17 protein-coding genes are annotated in these 13,620 nt (G+C 59.8%); 10 read left to right on the top strand and 7 right to left on the bottom strand.

The window, feature by feature from the left end; genetic code table 11:
- Positions 1-233 precede the first annotated feature (233 nt).
- The 5 genes from ACVWZG_RS02780 to thrC all read right to left on the bottom strand — a co-directional run bounded on the left by ACVWZG_RS02780 (position 234) and on the right by thrC (position 4,454).
- The gene (locus ACVWZG_RS02780) at positions 234-1,538 is read right to left on the bottom strand and encodes a peptidase C39 family protein (protein ID WP_457405150.1); all 1,305 of its coding nucleotides are present in this window, start codon (positions 1,536-1,538) and stop codon (positions 234-236) included.
- A 32-nt stretch (positions 1,539-1,570) separates the two neighbouring features.
- Positions 1,571-2,149, bottom strand: a complete 579-nt coding sequence (locus ACVWZG_RS02775; protein ID WP_414349943.1) for a DNA-3-methyladenine glycosylase — start codon at positions 2,147-2,149, stop codon at positions 1,571-1,573.
- 26 nt (positions 2,150-2,175) lie between these two features.
- Complete coding sequence (locus ACVWZG_RS02770) at positions 2,176-2,451, bottom strand: ubiquitin-like small modifier protein 1 (RefSeq protein ID WP_011434358.1); 276 nt, start codon at positions 2,449-2,451, stop codon at positions 2,176-2,178.
- Positions 2,452-2,487: 36 nt separating this feature from the next.
- Positions 2,488-3,009 (bottom strand): fasciclin domain-containing protein, encoded by a 522-nt coding sequence (locus tag ACVWZG_RS02765; RefSeq protein WP_011434359.1) that lies wholly within the window; start codon positions 3,007-3,009, stop codon positions 2,488-2,490.
- Between the two features lie 104 nt (positions 3,010-3,113).
- Positions 3,114-4,454 (bottom strand): threonine synthase, encoded by a 1,341-nt coding sequence (gene thrC / locus ACVWZG_RS02760; RefSeq protein ID WP_457405152.1) that lies wholly within the window; start codon positions 4,452-4,454, stop codon positions 3,114-3,116.
- 497 nt (positions 4,455-4,951) lie between these two features.
- Here thrC and mnmG point away from each other — a divergent pair, with 497 nt between their 5' ends.
- Positions 4,952-6,883 (top strand): tRNA uridine-5-carboxymethylaminomethyl(34) synthesis enzyme MnmG, encoded by a 1,932-nt coding sequence (gene mnmG, locus ACVWZG_RS02755; RefSeq protein ID WP_011434362.1) that lies wholly within the window; start codon positions 4,952-4,954, stop codon positions 6,881-6,883.
- Here mnmG and tsaD read toward each other — a convergent pair.
- Complete coding sequence (tsaD, locus tag ACVWZG_RS02750) at positions 6,847-7,941, bottom strand: tRNA (adenosine(37)-N6)-threonylcarbamoyltransferase complex transferase subunit TsaD (RefSeq protein ID WP_457405154.1); 1,095 nt, start codon at positions 7,939-7,941, stop codon at positions 6,847-6,849. The genes mnmG and tsaD overlap by 37 nt on opposite strands.
- 205 nt (positions 7,942-8,146) lie before the next feature.
- Between tsaD and ACVWZG_RS02745 the strand changes: the two genes are divergently transcribed.
- From ACVWZG_RS02745 to ACVWZG_RS02735, 3 genes are all read left to right on the top strand, one after another.
- Positions 8,147-8,692 carry a Photosystem I reaction center subunit III gene (locus tag ACVWZG_RS02745; protein WP_414342216.1) on the top strand — a complete coding sequence of 182 codons (546 nt, stop codon included), beginning with the start codon at positions 8,147-8,149 and terminating at the stop codon, positions 8,690-8,692.
- A 52-nt stretch (positions 8,693-8,744) separates the two neighbouring features.
- Positions 8,745-8,864: a photosystem I reaction center subunit IX gene (locus ACVWZG_RS02740; protein ID WP_011434365.1), complete on the top strand. Its 120-nt coding sequence runs from the start codon at positions 8,745-8,747 to the stop codon at positions 8,862-8,864.
- A gap of 100 nt (positions 8,865-8,964) precedes the next feature.
- On the top strand, positions 8,965-9,453 hold the full coding sequence (locus ACVWZG_RS02735) for a photosystem I reaction center protein subunit XI (protein WP_457405155.1): 489 nt from the start codon (positions 8,965-8,967) through the stop codon (positions 9,451-9,453).
- 6 nt (positions 9,454-9,459) lie between these two features.
- Here ACVWZG_RS02735 and ACVWZG_RS02730 read toward each other — a convergent pair whose 3' ends face one another.
- Positions 9,460-9,732: a CsbD family protein gene (locus tag ACVWZG_RS02730; protein WP_414375348.1), complete on the bottom strand. Its 273-nt coding sequence runs from the start codon at positions 9,730-9,732 to the stop codon at positions 9,460-9,462.
- Between the two features lie 135 nt (positions 9,733-9,867).
- On the opposite strand from ACVWZG_RS02730, the gene ACVWZG_RS02725 reads away from it, so the two are divergent.
- The 6 genes from ACVWZG_RS02725 (at position 9,868) to thiD (ending at position 13,611) form a co-directional block, all read left to right on the top strand.
- Positions 9,868-10,299 (top strand): ribonuclease III domain-containing protein, encoded by a 432-nt coding sequence (locus ACVWZG_RS02725; RefSeq protein ID WP_414357607.1) that lies wholly within the window; start codon positions 9,868-9,870, stop codon positions 10,297-10,299.
- A 32-nt stretch (positions 10,300-10,331) separates the two neighbouring features.
- Positions 10,332-11,474, top strand: a complete 1,143-nt coding sequence (rlmB, locus tag ACVWZG_RS02720) for a 23S rRNA (guanosine(2251)-2'-O)-methyltransferase RlmB (RefSeq protein WP_414357608.1) — start codon at positions 10,332-10,334, stop codon at positions 11,472-11,474.
- Positions 11,475-11,490: 16 nt separating this feature from the next.
- Positions 11,491-11,748, top strand: a complete 258-nt coding sequence (locus ACVWZG_RS02715) for a DUF1816 domain-containing protein (protein WP_011434370.1) — start codon at positions 11,491-11,493, stop codon at positions 11,746-11,748.
- Positions 11,748-12,065, top strand: a complete 318-nt coding sequence (locus tag ACVWZG_RS02710; protein WP_011434371.1) for a 2Fe-2S iron-sulfur cluster-binding protein — start codon at positions 11,748-11,750, stop codon at positions 12,063-12,065. The genes ACVWZG_RS02715 and ACVWZG_RS02710 overlap by 1 nt, the downstream gene beginning before the upstream one ends.
- Before the next feature lie 311 nt (positions 12,066-12,376).
- The gene (locus ACVWZG_RS02705; protein ID WP_414342212.1) at positions 12,377-12,571 is read left to right on the top strand and encodes a hypothetical protein; all 195 of its coding nucleotides are present in this window, start codon (positions 12,377-12,379) and stop codon (positions 12,569-12,571) included.
- A 173-nt stretch (positions 12,572-12,744) separates the two neighbouring features.
- On the top strand, positions 12,745-13,611 hold the full coding sequence (thiD, locus tag ACVWZG_RS02700; protein ID WP_414357609.1) for a bifunctional hydroxymethylpyrimidine kinase/phosphomethylpyrimidine kinase: 867 nt from the start codon (positions 12,745-12,747) through the stop codon (positions 13,609-13,611).
- Positions 13,612-13,620 lie beyond the last annotated feature (9 nt).

The raw sequence follows: 13,620 nt of genomic DNA, 5'->3' as shown, positions 1-13,620 counted from the left end.
TGCCCAGCACCCTCTCTGCCGCAGGAGCCACCTCGACCAATGCCTTGGCCCCTGAACCGCATTCCTATTCATGACCAACCATCCTCACCCGCAGGTGAGTCGCACTCCTCACTCCATCTATCCTTACTCAAATCCCCACCGAAAGACCAGATAGCAGTTTCAGCGGCCAGGAAATCATCCAGGCCATAGCGGTAGCGCTGTAAGTCGATGCTGCCCGCGTTCGCCCGGTTCGGCTATAGAGTGGGGACAGGCCACTCTCGCGGATGAATCAAGTAGACGGTACCCCCGGAGTGCTCCAGCCACAACGACTCTAGCTGTTCGCGGCGGTAGGTACGGCGAACCTCTTCGTTGGTTTTGGCCGCCGGATCGTGGACGATGGGATCCCCGTGGCTATCAAATCCCACCAGCACCGCCAAATGACCCTTGCTTTTGGGGATCGGCGCCCCTTCCAGTTCTCCCTCGCCCCAGGCATAGCTGAGGACCACCGGAACCCCTGCCGCGATCCAGGCTTCTGCTTGGGCCAAGCTCTCCAGCCGCGCCACCACGCCGGACAAACCCTGCTCGGCAGCATGGGCGACGTTGAAAACCCAGTTGCCATGGCCGTCGTAGACCCGGTCGTACACACCGGCCACCGCTGCGCGCACCAGCAGCTCACAGGGACGGGGATCCTGCTGCCAGTAGGCCAGCACCATGGCCAGGGAGGTGGGGCTACACCAGACTTCTCCCCCATCGGGGTACACCATCTGGGAGCACAAAGGCAGATCCAAGACTTTGCCCCAGCGGCTGGGATCCCCAGGGGATAGGCGGCTGGGCTTGACCGGCTCGTTGGAAATGGCAACTGCCACCTGATCCACAACGGCAGAATGGCCAGGGTCTTGGGTGAACAGGCGCACCCTGACCTGGAAGGCTTCAGCCCCGTTGAGCGTATCGTTGAGCACCAGCAGATCCGTGTACAGGTTGCCATCCTCATCCCCTTGTCCCCGCACCGAGTGGCTGGCCAGAGTCATGGGATCTGCAGCCCATACCCCGCCGTGATACCACTTTGTCCAGCGATCTGGAAGCTTCGCCCGGATCCACAGTTCCAGCCAGGTGCCGGGGGGCGTGGTGGCATTCCAGGAAACGATGGCCCCGATCAGGGGGAAGCCCGTGGGGACTGCTGGGCTAGTGGCTTCTCCCACCCAGTAGGGGCCAAGGGGATAGAAAGGGCGCCCCCGATCGCGTAAGCGGGACGGAGTCCTTAGCGCCACCTCAGGCTCTTCAAGGCTGACTTCTTGCCGCAAACCCTCTGGATCCAAGACCAATTGCCCTCGGGCGTTCAGGCGGATCCCTTGGGTTGACCAGTCCTGAAACCCCTGAGCTTCTCCCGCCCGCCAGCGCTGAAACCCGGTGCGATAGGTGAAGTGGGTCTGGGCTTGCATCGTCAAGAGTCCTGGAAAAGTTGGAACAGGCTGGGCCAACGCGGGCAACCCCAGCAAGAGCAGCACAACCCCGCTGACCAGCCCAGGCAGCCCCTGCCGATAGCCCCTGCCGATAGCCACTGCCTTCTGCGAGCATTGTCCGCCTGCCTCCACTAATAGCGCGACACCGCCGGATGTCCACCAATGTACCAGCGCCACGGGATCTCAGCCCCCTGAGTGATACCGATGCGGGTGGTCTGGACAATAGGCAACTGCGTTTGCCAAGAGGGGGATCCCTCCAGCCAAATGCCTTCCTGGCCGGCTTCCGCCCGCTCTAGCCGCCAGCCGTTGTGGGATCCGTCGATGCGCAGTGCTTGACAGAGCAGGCCCGGCCCCGCCGCCGCCCGTGCTGGCTGATTCTGTTTGTTGGCCGGGATCCAGTCTGGCAGGCGATCCAACTGAGCTGCCCGGATCAGAACCGCCGCCGGGATCCCTTCTGGCTCGGTAACGATATTTAGACAGTGGTAGAGGCCGTAGATGCGATAGATGTAGAGATGCCCTGGCGGGCCAAACATGACCTGGTTGCGTTGGGTCTTGCGGCGGTAGGCATGGCAGGCCGGATCCCCAGCCGTGTAGGCCTCCGTCTCTACGATCTGGGCCCGCACCTGCAGCCCATCGGCAAATTGCCGCACCAGAACCATGCCCAGCAAGGCAGGTGCCACCAGCGGGGCCGGCTGGCTCAACCACTCCACAGCGTCCACGGCAGGCTTGGCAGCCCTCAGCCCCCAGCAACGGCAGGGACGATGCTCACCTCATCCCCATCTTGCAGAGGGGTGTCACATCCCTTGAGGAAGCGAATGTCTTCGCTGTTCACATAAAAGTTGACGAAGCGGCGCAATTCCCCCTTCTCATCGCACAGCCGCGCCTTAATCCCCGGACAGCGTTGTTCCAAAGCATCCAACAATTCGCGGATGGTGGATCCCTCGCAATTCACCACCCCCTGATCCTGGGTGAGCGCCCGCAGCGTGTTGGGAATCAGCACCTTGACTGCCATAGCCCAATGCCTCGTCCATTAACCAACATCAAAAAACTAGGGTAGCAGCACCCCATCGATGCCGTGAATCACGCCGTTGGAAACTGGAATATCCGCCAGGTTCACGTTAGCCCCGTTGACCCGGATGCTGCCATCGGATCCCACCTGCACCTGCAGCGGCAGCCCTGCCAAGGTGGTCAGAGTGGTCGATTGGCCGGGCCGCAGGTCAAACGAGGTAATCCGCCCCGGCACCACATGATACGTGAGAATGCGGGTGAGCTGAGCCCGGCTGGCCGGCTGCAACAGCGTCTCCACCGTACCCGGCGGCAGTTGCCCAAAGGCCACATCGGAAGGGGCAAAGACCGTGAACGGCCCCGGCCCTGCCAACGCCGTATTCAGGCCCGTCGCCCGCAAAGCTGCCGCCAGCGTCGAGTAGCTGCTGGGCAAAGTTTCCAGCTCAACGGCAATGGTGTTTAGCCCTTGAGGCTGGGCCGCAGGAGCAAAGACAAGCGGGGCCACTACAGCCGCCAACGGGATCCAACGGCGAACAAGGCGTTGAACAGAAGGAAAGATAGGCATTGTGCAAAGCTCCTGAGCCAATAGGTCTACGCCAGGGATCTTAACAGTTCTTCATTAAGATTCTGTTAAGAGGCAATGGAGAGGGTCTTCCCTGCAAACCGAGTTCATACTGATGCCTCCTGCCAGTCCAGCCGCTCCAGGGTGCGGGCCCGCTCCAAAGCCTGTTCAAAGCTCTCCAGCCTGGGCGAGATCACCAGCGGATGGCCTACGTGGGCTTGAACCGCCTCCTGGGTCTTCAGACCGTTGCCAGTAATGTAGGCTACTGTAACCGCCTCCGGATCGATTTGACCGGATTCTGCCAGGTGTTTGAGCACGGCAATGGTGGTGCCGCCGGCAGTCTCGGTGAAGATGCCTTCGGTCTCGGCCAGGAGCTTAATGCCGGCGATGATCTCGGGATCCGTGGCCGTTGCGATCTGCCCACCGGTTCTGCGGGCAATGTCCAGGGCATAGATCCCGTCGGCAGGGTTGCCGATGGCGATGGACTTGGCGATGGTATTGGGCTTAACAGGGCTGACAAAATCCCGCCCCTCGCGAAACGCCTGGGCAATGGGCGCGCAGCCCTGCGCCTGTGCGCCGTGGAAGGCGACCGGCTTATCCGCCACCAGCCCCACCTTCACAAACTCCTGGAAGCCTTTATAAACCTTGGTGTACAGGGATCCCGAGGCCAGCGGGATCACTACCTGATCCGGCAGTTGCCAGCCCAGTTGCTCCACCACCTCGTAGGCCAGGGTTTTGGAGCCTTCCGAGTAGTAGGGGCGCAGGTTGATATTGACGAAGCCCCAGCCGTAGCGATCCGCCACCTCGGCGCAGAGGCGGTTCACCTGGTCGTAGTTGCCCTCCACCGCCATGACGGTGGGGTTGTAAATCAGGGATCCCAGCACTTTGCCCGCTTCTAAGTCCGCCGGGATGAAGATGGTGCAGTCCAAGCCGGCGTGGGCGGCAATAGCAGCGGTGGAGTTGGCCAGATTGCCCGTGCTGGCGCAGGAAACGGTGGTAAAACCCAGCTCCTTGGCGCGGGTCAGCGCCACCGACACCACCCGATCCTTGAAGCTGAGGGTGGGCATGTTGACGGCATCGTTCTTGATGTAAAGATTTTTTAACCCCAGCCGCCGACCCAGCCGCTCCGCCTTAACCAGCGGGGTCATGCCGGTGCCCACATCGATGGGCTTTTCAGAAGTTACTGGCAGAAAAGGCCGATAGCGCCAGATGGAATGCGGCCCAGCTTGGATGCTCTGCCGGCTGACGCTGTGCCTCAGCCAGTCGTAGTCATAAACCACTTCCAGGGGGCCGAAACACAGCTCACAAACATGCTTGGCGACCGGCTCATACTCGGCGCCACACTCCCGACAGCGCAAACGGCTGAAGCCCACCTTGGAGCTGTGCAAGGCAGAGGCCAACGGGGAATCGGCAGGGCTGAGCGGGCGTTCGGAAAGAGTTTGGGACATGGGCAGCCTCAAGGTGAAGGAAAGGGTGGGCGCTGGATTGAACTTACCTATCGTTGGGGGGAATCTTATCACCCGCAATCTGCCGCGTCAACTAAACCCGACTAAAATAGTCTGGATTAGATCCGGTTGAGGATAATGGAATCGGTGCTTGGCTCTCTCAGGCGGGCTGTCTGGTGTTTGTATGAGCCGCAACATCCCTTGGGCGACTCTGCCCTTTCCTCTGGGATCCCCTGCTATCGGCAGCCTTGGGGGAGCTGATCCCAGCGCCCTGAGGTCTCTTCAACTCTTCAATCAGGTGACTTAGGCTGGGAACTGAGCCTCTACCCAACTTTATTTCCCAGGGCAACAGAAAACTTTCCCTACTGCTCTGCCTGCCTCAGGCCGGTCGCAAATAACCCTATCCGTTGCCGCCATCGCTAAGCTGGATAAGCGAGCTGAAATAACCTGAAAATTAAAAGACCGGGGATCCCGGCTATTCATTTTGGAATTGCCACCCTATGCTCAGAGTTGGACGGGACAGCATTGATTTTCTCGATCACTACGATGTGGTGGTGGTTGGCGGGGGGCACTCCGGCTGTGAGGCAGCATTGGCGGCAGCGCGGCTGGGCTGTAACACCCTCATGCTGACGTTGAATCTGGACAAGATCGCCTGGCAACCCTGTAACCCTGCCGTCGGCGGCCCGGCCAAATCGCAGCTGGTGCACGAAATCGATGCTCTCGGCGGCGAGATGGGCAAAGTTACCGACCGCACCTATTTGCAAAAGCGGGTGCTCAACCGCTCGCGGGGGCCGGCGGTGTGGGCGCTGCGGGCGCAAACCGACAAAAGGGAATATGCGCGGGTGATGCGCTCGGTGGTGGAAAACCAGCCTAACCTGACGATTCGCGAGGGCACTGTCACCGATTTGGTGTTGGGGCGCAACGACGAGGTGGTGGGCGTGGTCACCCATTTCGGCACCATCTTCGGCTGTCGGGCGGTGATCCTGACCACCGGTACGTTTTTGGGGGGGCGCATCTGGATTGGTCGCCACTGGCAAGCTGCCGGACGGGCAGGGGAATTTGCCGTGGAAGGGCTGACCGACACCCTGCGCCAACTGGGCTTTGAAACGGGCCGGCTGAAAACCGGCACCCCTGCCCGCGTGGATCGGCGCAGCGTGGATTTTTCGGTCATGGAGCGGCAACCGGGGGATCCCGATGTGCGCTGGTTTAGCTTCGACCCCGAGGTGTGGGTGCCAAGGGAGCAGATGGATTGCTACTTGACCCGCACCACCCCAGAGACCCACCGCATCATCCGGGAAAATCTCCACGAAACCCCTGTCTATGGCGGCTGGGTGGAGGCCAAAGGGCCCCGCTACTGCCCCAGCATCGAAGACAAGATTGTCCGCTTTGCCGACAAGGAAAGCCATCAGATTTTTATTGAGCCGGAAGGGCGGGATCTGCCGGAGCTCTACATCCAGGGGTTCTCCACGGGGATGCCTGAGAAAATCCAGATCCAGATGTTGCGCTCCTTGCCTGGCCTGGAGCGGTGCGTCATGCTGCGGCCTGCCTATGCGGTGGAATACGACTATCTGCCGGCCACCCAGCTCTACCCCACTCTGATGACCAAAAAGGTGCAGGGGTTGTTTTGCGCCGGCCAGATCAACGGCACCACCGGCTACGAAGAGGCGGCAGCTCAGGGGCTCATAGCCGGGATCAACGCCGCCCGCCTGGTTCAAGGCAAGCCCCTGGTCACCCTGCCGCGGGAGTCCAGCTACATCGGCACCCTCATCGACGATCTCTGCACCAAAGAACTGCGGGAGCCCTACCGCATGCTCACCAGCCGCTCCGAATACCGCCTCATCCTGCGCTCCGACAATGCCGACCAACGGCTCACCCCCCTGGGGCGAGAATGGGGCTTGATCGATGACCGGCGCTGGGCCCTGTTCCAAGCCAAGCAAGCGCGCATTGCCGCAGAAATCGAGCGCCTGGAAACGCAGCGGGTGAAGGCCCACGACCTGGCCGGCATCCAACTAAGCCAACTGACGGGGCAGGGGATCAAGGGATCCGCCACCCTGGCCGAGATCTTGCGCCGCAACCAGATTCACTACTCCGATCTCCTGGAACTGGGGCTGGGGGATGCGGAGCTGGATCCCTTTGAGCAGGAGGCGGCAGAGATTGCCGTCAAATACAGCGGCTACATCCAGCGGCAGCAGAGCCAAATTGAGCAGGTGAGCAAGCAGTACCACCGCCCTCTGCCCCCCGATCTGGACTACCACTCCATCCCCACCCTCTCCAAAGAGTCGCGGGATAAGCTCTCGGCGGTGCGCCCGCTAACCGTGGGCCAGGCGGCCCGCATCGGCGGTGTCAACCCCGCCGACATCAACGCGCTGCTCATCTACCTTGAGGTGAGGCAACGTCAGAGGGCGGCGGATCCCGTCTGTTCTTCTCTGTGAGCTCCGCCCCCATCCATGTAGAGGGAAGGGATCCCTTCTAGGGGCATGCGCGAGGCTACCCCCAGCTCCAGCGGCGAGACCTCCCCCCGCAGCCAGTGGCAGAGCCCAGCTGCCCCAATCATGGCGGCATTGTCGGTGCAGAGGGCTAGAGGCGGGATCACCACCCGCAACCCCCTTTGCCAGGCTGCTTCTGTGAGGCGGGCCCTCAGCTCCCGATTGGCAGCTACCCCTCCCGTCAGCAGCAGTGTCGAGAGGCCCAGCGCCTCGGCGCAGGCCACTGCCTTTTCGGTGAGCACATGGGTCAGACAGGCCTGGAAGCTGGCGGCAATGTCGGCAATGGGCAACTCCTGGCCTTGCTGCTGCAACTGCTGGACTAGGCGCAACACCGCCGTTTTCAGGCCGCTGAAGCTTGTGTCGTAGGGATGCTCCACTTTGCCCTCGGGCAGGGGAAAGCGCTGCGGATCCCCCTGCTGAGCCCAGCGGTCAATCTGCGGTCCCCCCGGATAGCCCAGCCCCAGCAGCCGCGCCACTTTGTCAAACGCTTCACCGGCAGCATCGTCGCGGGTGCGACCCACCGTCTGGTACTGCCCGTAGTCCTTCATCCAGATCAAGCTGGTGTGGCCCCCCGACACCAAAAGGCAGAGGCAGGGGGGGCGCAGATCGGGCTCGGCCAAAAAGCCGCTAAAGAGATGGCCCTCCAGATGGTGCACCCCGATCAGGGGCTTGTCGTGGAGCAAAGCCAAGGTCTTGGCCCCCATCAGCCCCACCAGCAGGGATCCCACCAGGCCCGGCGCACAGGTTACGGCAATGGCATCTACCTCGGCCACCTCCAATCCTGCCTGTTGCAGAGCCCTCTCCAGCACAAAGGGCAGAGTTTCCACATGCTGCCGTGAGGCCACCTCCGGCACCACGCCCCCGTAAGCAGCATGAAGGTCGATTTGGCTGGCCACCACCGAGCTGAGCTGCCGCGGGGCAAACCCCGGCCAGGCCACATCCGCCGTCACCACAGCCACAGCCGTTTCGTCACAACTGGTTTCGATTGCAAGGGCGCAGGGCATGGGAGAGCAGGCTGGGCAAAAGGGATAGGAGAGCTTTGGGATACTTGAGATACTTGAATTAAGAATTGTGTGAGCTAAAACCTGGGATCCGTCAGGGCGAGGCGCTCAGGAGTATGATACTAACCGTTTGGTGCCTGTTTCTGCACTTAGCATCCCTTAGCATTTGGACAGATCCTAGACCCCTACCTCAAGGACACATCCTGCTATGCGAACCTTTTTAAGCCTTCTTTTGGCCCTTTGCATTGCGCTTGGCCTCGCCCAATCTGTGCAGGCAGAGCCCTTGATTGGTCTGAAACCTTGCAGCGAAGTTCCCGCCTTTCAGGCCCTGATGAACGAACGCCTGAGCAGCCTAGAGGAGAAGATCCTCAACGCCAGCCCTGCTATGGCCCCTGTTTACCAGCAAAAGCTGGCCCAAACCAGCAAGCGCTTTGAGCGCTACAGCAAGCTGCTCTGCGGCGAAGAGGGCCTGCCCCACCTGGTTACGGATGGTCGGTTGAACCATGCGGGCGAGTTTCTCATCCCCGGTCTGCTCTTCCTGTATATTGCCGGTTGGCTGGGCTGGGCGGGGCGTTCTTACCTGATCGCGGTTCGGGATGAGGATAGCCCCGAAATGAAAGAAAGCCTGATCGATGTACCGCTGGCGCTGCGGTGCTTCCTCACGGCTTTGGCTTGGCCCGCTGCTGCTTTTAAGGAAATTGCCAGCGGCGAAATTCGAGAGCCGGAAGCGGCTGTGCCCATCTCCCCCCGCTGAGGAGCTGAGCCCGGCTTTCTAACTCGATTTATTTAACTTTTGAGAGGCGTCTATGGCTGATTTCACCAAGTTTCTCACCACTGCTCCGGTGGCATTTATCCTGTTTTCCAGCTTTGTTTTTGCCCTGTTCATCGAGATCAATCGCTTCTTCCCCGACATTTTGACGTTCTGAGTGTAGGCCAGGGATCCCCAGCGCAACCTACGCCCGGTGGGATCCCTGCTTTTTTAGGCTTTTTTCCATCCTCCTTTGAACTGGACACAGAGTTGCTGAAATGGTCGAACCCAATGCCGATCCTGCTCCGTTGAATAGGTTGAACATGAATAAGGGATACGTCACCGTCCCTGAGGGAGATCCGCAAATTGGGGATCTCTGGACACCGATCAACCACGCGCCTGTTGTCCGGCTGTTGATCGACTGGCTGCCCATCAACCGACCGGGATTGAGTTCCATTTGGCGGGGCTTGGAAATCGGTATGGCCCACGGCTATTGGCTGGTAGGCCCCTTTGCCAAGCTGGGGCCGCTGCGCAACGAGCCCATCGGTCTGCTGAGCGGCTTTTTGGGAGCCTGTGGCCTGATCTTGATTCTGACGGCGGCCCTTTCTCTCTACGGCACTGTCACTTCGCAGCGCAACATAGGGCCGGTAAAGGGATCCCAATCTTGGAGCGAATTGGCTGCCGGCTTCTTGGTAGGGGGCATGGGGGGGGCGATCGTCGCCTACCTGCTTTTGCTAAATGCGGATCTCCTGATTCCTGCGTCTTAATTGAGGCTATTGGCCTTCCATCACATCATCCACAACGTCTTTGATTGCCTCTCGAGCATCTTCGACTCCAGGGTGGGCGGCTGCTTCCGCTTGCTCGGCCCTGCCTTCCAGCCTTTCACGCTGATCGCTGGCCAGCTCACCCACAATTTCCTGGATTTTGCTCTCCAGATTCTTGGCAGTGGCTCCAACTTGCTTTTCAAGGCTCATAACATCGGCCCCTTCACCGGCTTTGCCCTGTCTACTCGATAGCACCTTTTCTCTTTGGGCCTCGTGATCCAAATCACCTGCAAGGCAGCAAAGAGGGTGGGTCGGGCTGGCAGACCAGAGGAAGCTTGTCTTAGCATGGACTGAATTCTGCAATGAGCCGATAACAGCGGTTCTAGAGATTTTTCTGCCTATCTTTCGTGAGCTGCTGTGAACGATCTGCTGTCCGAACCCACTTCTGAAAGGCTCTCCTTAGCCGAGATCCGTCGCCTATCGCCCGCAGCCTTGGCCTACCTGGGAGACGCCATTTACGAACTGCACGTGCGGCGGCAACGATTATTTCCGCCAGATCGACTGGAGCGCTATCATCAGCAGGTGGTGAGGCGGGTACGCGGCTCGGCTCAGGCCAAGTTGCTGTTGGCCCTGTTGCCCCATCTCAGCCCCGAGGAGCAGGAAATTGTCCGCTGGGGTCGCAATGGCTGCGGTCGCCCACCCCGACATCTGCCTCTGGCCGACTACCAAAACGCCAGCGGCCTGGAAACGGTTCTGGGCTATCTCTACCTGGCCAATCCCGAACGGCTGCGCCATATCCTCGCCCTCACTGATGTTTTGTCCGAGACCCTGGGCGAGTGGGAAGGTTAGGATAGTCTTTCTGTCTTTCCATTTCCACGCCCATGCCTAAGCCTTCTCAGCGCAAACCTGCTTCACGGCTGTCTCGCTCGGGCAAACCGCAGCGGCGAGGGGCAGGGCAATCCGTCAGCAAGCGGGTACAGCGGCCCAAACGCCGAGACGGGGATCCCAAGCTTGCCACCCAAGAGGCTCCGGTGAAGCCGATCCGCCGCAACGCACAGCGGCAGTGGCCCCAGGGCAAGGTGGCTCCTCAACCGGCAGGCCAACGAGATCCCGGCCTTCCCATGGGTGGGACAGGGGTTCTGCCGGAAGAAGTGCAGCTTCAGGCCGACCGGGATCCGCAGACCGAGCTGGAGCAAGAGATCATCTACGGTCGCCAGACGGTACTGGCCGCCCTGAGAAGTCAAGCCACCCTCAACCGGGTTTGGATCCTGCCGAGGTTGCGCTACAGCCCCCAATTTTTGTCTCTGTTGGAAGAAGCCAAAGCGCGGGGCACTGTCATCGACGAAGTATCTCCACAGCGGCTGAACACTCTCACGGCTGGCGCTAACCACCAGGGTATTGCTGCCCAAGCCACGCCTTATCAGTACATGGATCTGGAGGATTTGGTGGAAAAAAGCCGGCAGGCCGGCCCCAATCCGGTGCTGGTGGTTCTAGACGGGATCCAGGATCCCCATAACTTGGGAGCCATTGCCCGTAGCGTAGAAGCTTTTGGCATGCAAGGGATGGTGATCCCCCAGCGGCGGGCAGCAGGAGTCACCTCGACGGTGATGAAGGTGGCGGCAGGAGCCCTCTCTACCTTGCCGGTGGCGCGGGTGGTGAATTTGAATCGGGCTTTGGAATACCTCAAAGAGCAGGGGTTTTGGGTTTATGGCACCACCAGCCGAGGGGCTGACCCCATCTATAGCGCCGATTTTCAGCGGCCCATTGCTTTGGTAGTGGGATCCGAGGGGGAAGGGATTAGCCTGCTCACACAACGCCATTGTGACCAACTGCTGTCCATTCCCTTGGCAGGCCGCACTGAAAGCTTGAATGCTTCTGTGGCCACCGGCATTGCCCTCTACGAAATCCACCGGCAGCGCTCTCCCCACCACCTCAAACGTGCCGAGATTGATACATTCCTCAACAAATCGTCAATAAAAGCAGTAGAATCTAGGGGATTGCAGAAAATATCCAATGATCGTTAGCACTTGTTAATGGGGGATGGATCCCGTGAGCAACCCTTTGGTCAGTCTGTTGGATAAGCTGCGCGGCCTGTCGGTCTGGATCGAGATCACCACCGAGGACTGCACCTACTACTACGGCCCCTTCTCCGATGAAGCTGAGGCGGAGCGGCTCAAAGGCCACTACATCGCCGACCTGCAAAAGGAAGGAGCCAAAAAGATCCAGGCTCTGGTGAAGAAAATGCGCCAGCCACAGTCTCTGACGGTGACCCGTACTCCGTCGGGAGCCCGTTCCTGATGTCTGCTACGGCTTATCAAGTAACCCTTCATCACCGCGGCCAAACCTACCGCTTCCCTGCCTCTGCGGATCAGACGGTCTTACAAGCTGCTCTTGAACACGGGATAGAGCTACCTTCCTCTTGTCAGGCGGGGGTTTGCACCACCTGTGCGGGGCGGCTGAAGTCGGGATCTGTGACTCAGACAGAGGCAATGGGGATTGGGCCAGAACTGCAGGCCCAAGGGTTTGTGCTGCTGTGTGTAGCCTATGCTACCTCCGATTTGGAGGTGGAGACCGATCAAGAGGAAGAGGTTTACCGTTTGCAGTTTGGCTCCTAACCGTGCCGGATTTCTGTTCAGGTCTACTTGAGGTCTACTTGTTAGTAGGTGTTGTAGTCATTTCGATTCAAACTAGGACACTATGCCCACAACTAAAACCTTGGTCGCGTCTTCGCGTCAGCGTTGCGGAGCAATAGCGTTGCGGAGCAATAATGCAGGGGCCCAAAAGGTTTTTCTCAGTAGCCCGGCTGTCTCAGCCTAATCTGAAAATACTACATTAGTTTATATTGTTGGATTCTTAGTGTTAGAAGTTATCGAAAGTAAGTCTGTTTCCTTGGCGAGATCAGTTCTCGACTCCTGTGAAGTTGCATTTGTTGCACCTATCTCTGCCGTTGAGCTCGCCTCTCTCTGCCCCGCAACTGGAGCAATCCCTCTGTCAGCAAGTTGACCGGGAGCTGGGCCAGCCGGCTCGGCTTCTGCGCTGGAGCTTGACGGCGGTGGAGGGGGATAGAGCCTGGGTTGAGGTGGTCGCCACCACTGATGAGGGCTACTCGGATTTAGACTAGGACAACTCACTCTTAGTCAGCTTCTTGACAGACGTCTGCAAGAGTTTTCCCAATACCCCAGTGGTCTCAGACCAATCGAGAACCAACAGTTTCATTGCTACGTTAAAGAGATGGTTCATATTGATTGATGGAAATGGCTATCGGTACCCTTGCCCATTTTTGTCGTTTGGCCAATGTCTGTCTCTGCATCTGAACCAACTCCGGCTCCACTGCTGGCCGAGCAGCACCCCCCTGTCGCCCTCACCATCGCTGGATCCGACAGTGGTGGGGGAGCAGGGATCCAAGCGGATCTGCGCACCTTTGCTTTCCAACGGGTACACGGTACCTCTGCCCTGACCTGCGTGACTGCCCAAAATACCCTTGGGGTGAGCCGGGTCGATGCGCTGCCCCCCGAAGCCGTGGCCGCCCAAATTGAGGCCGTGGTGCAGGACATTGGGGTGCAAGGGATCAAGACGGGCATGTTGCTGAATGCCGAGATCGTGCTGGAGGTAGCCCGTCAGGTGGAGCGCTGGGCGTTGCGGCCTCTGGTGGTGGATCCGGTGATGGTGTCCCGCACGGGAGCAAAGTTGCTGGCAGATGAAGCCATTCAGGCCATCCGCGAGCGGCTGATCCCCTTGGCCCAGGTGCTGACCCCCAATCGCTATGAGGCGCAAATTTTAACGGGGCTGCAGCTGCAGTCCCTGGCGGATATGCAAACGGCGGCTCAGCAGATTCGCACCCTGGGCTGTGGAGCGGTGTTGGTCAAAGGTGGGGGTATGCCGGGGGAACTGCAGGGGGTGGATGTGTGGTTCGATGGCGAGCGACTGGAAGTGCTGAAAACAGAGCGGATCCCCACCCGCCACACCCACGGCACCGGCTGTACCCTCTCGGCGGCCATTGCAGCACAGATGGCCTGGGGCAGGGATCCCTTGGCGGCCACAGTGGCGGCCAAAGCCTATGTAACAGAAGCGCTGCGACATCCTTTGGCCATCGGGTCAGGTCAGGGGCCAGTGGGGCACTTCTACCCGCTTCTGTCCGGGATTGGCAAACCTGTGCCATAAGAGAGAGGT

Source organism: Thermostichus sp. OS-CIW-33, from assembly GCF_054059615.1.
Note: the sequence above shows the minus strand (reverse complement) of the source record. Positions and strands in the feature narration are given on the sequence as shown.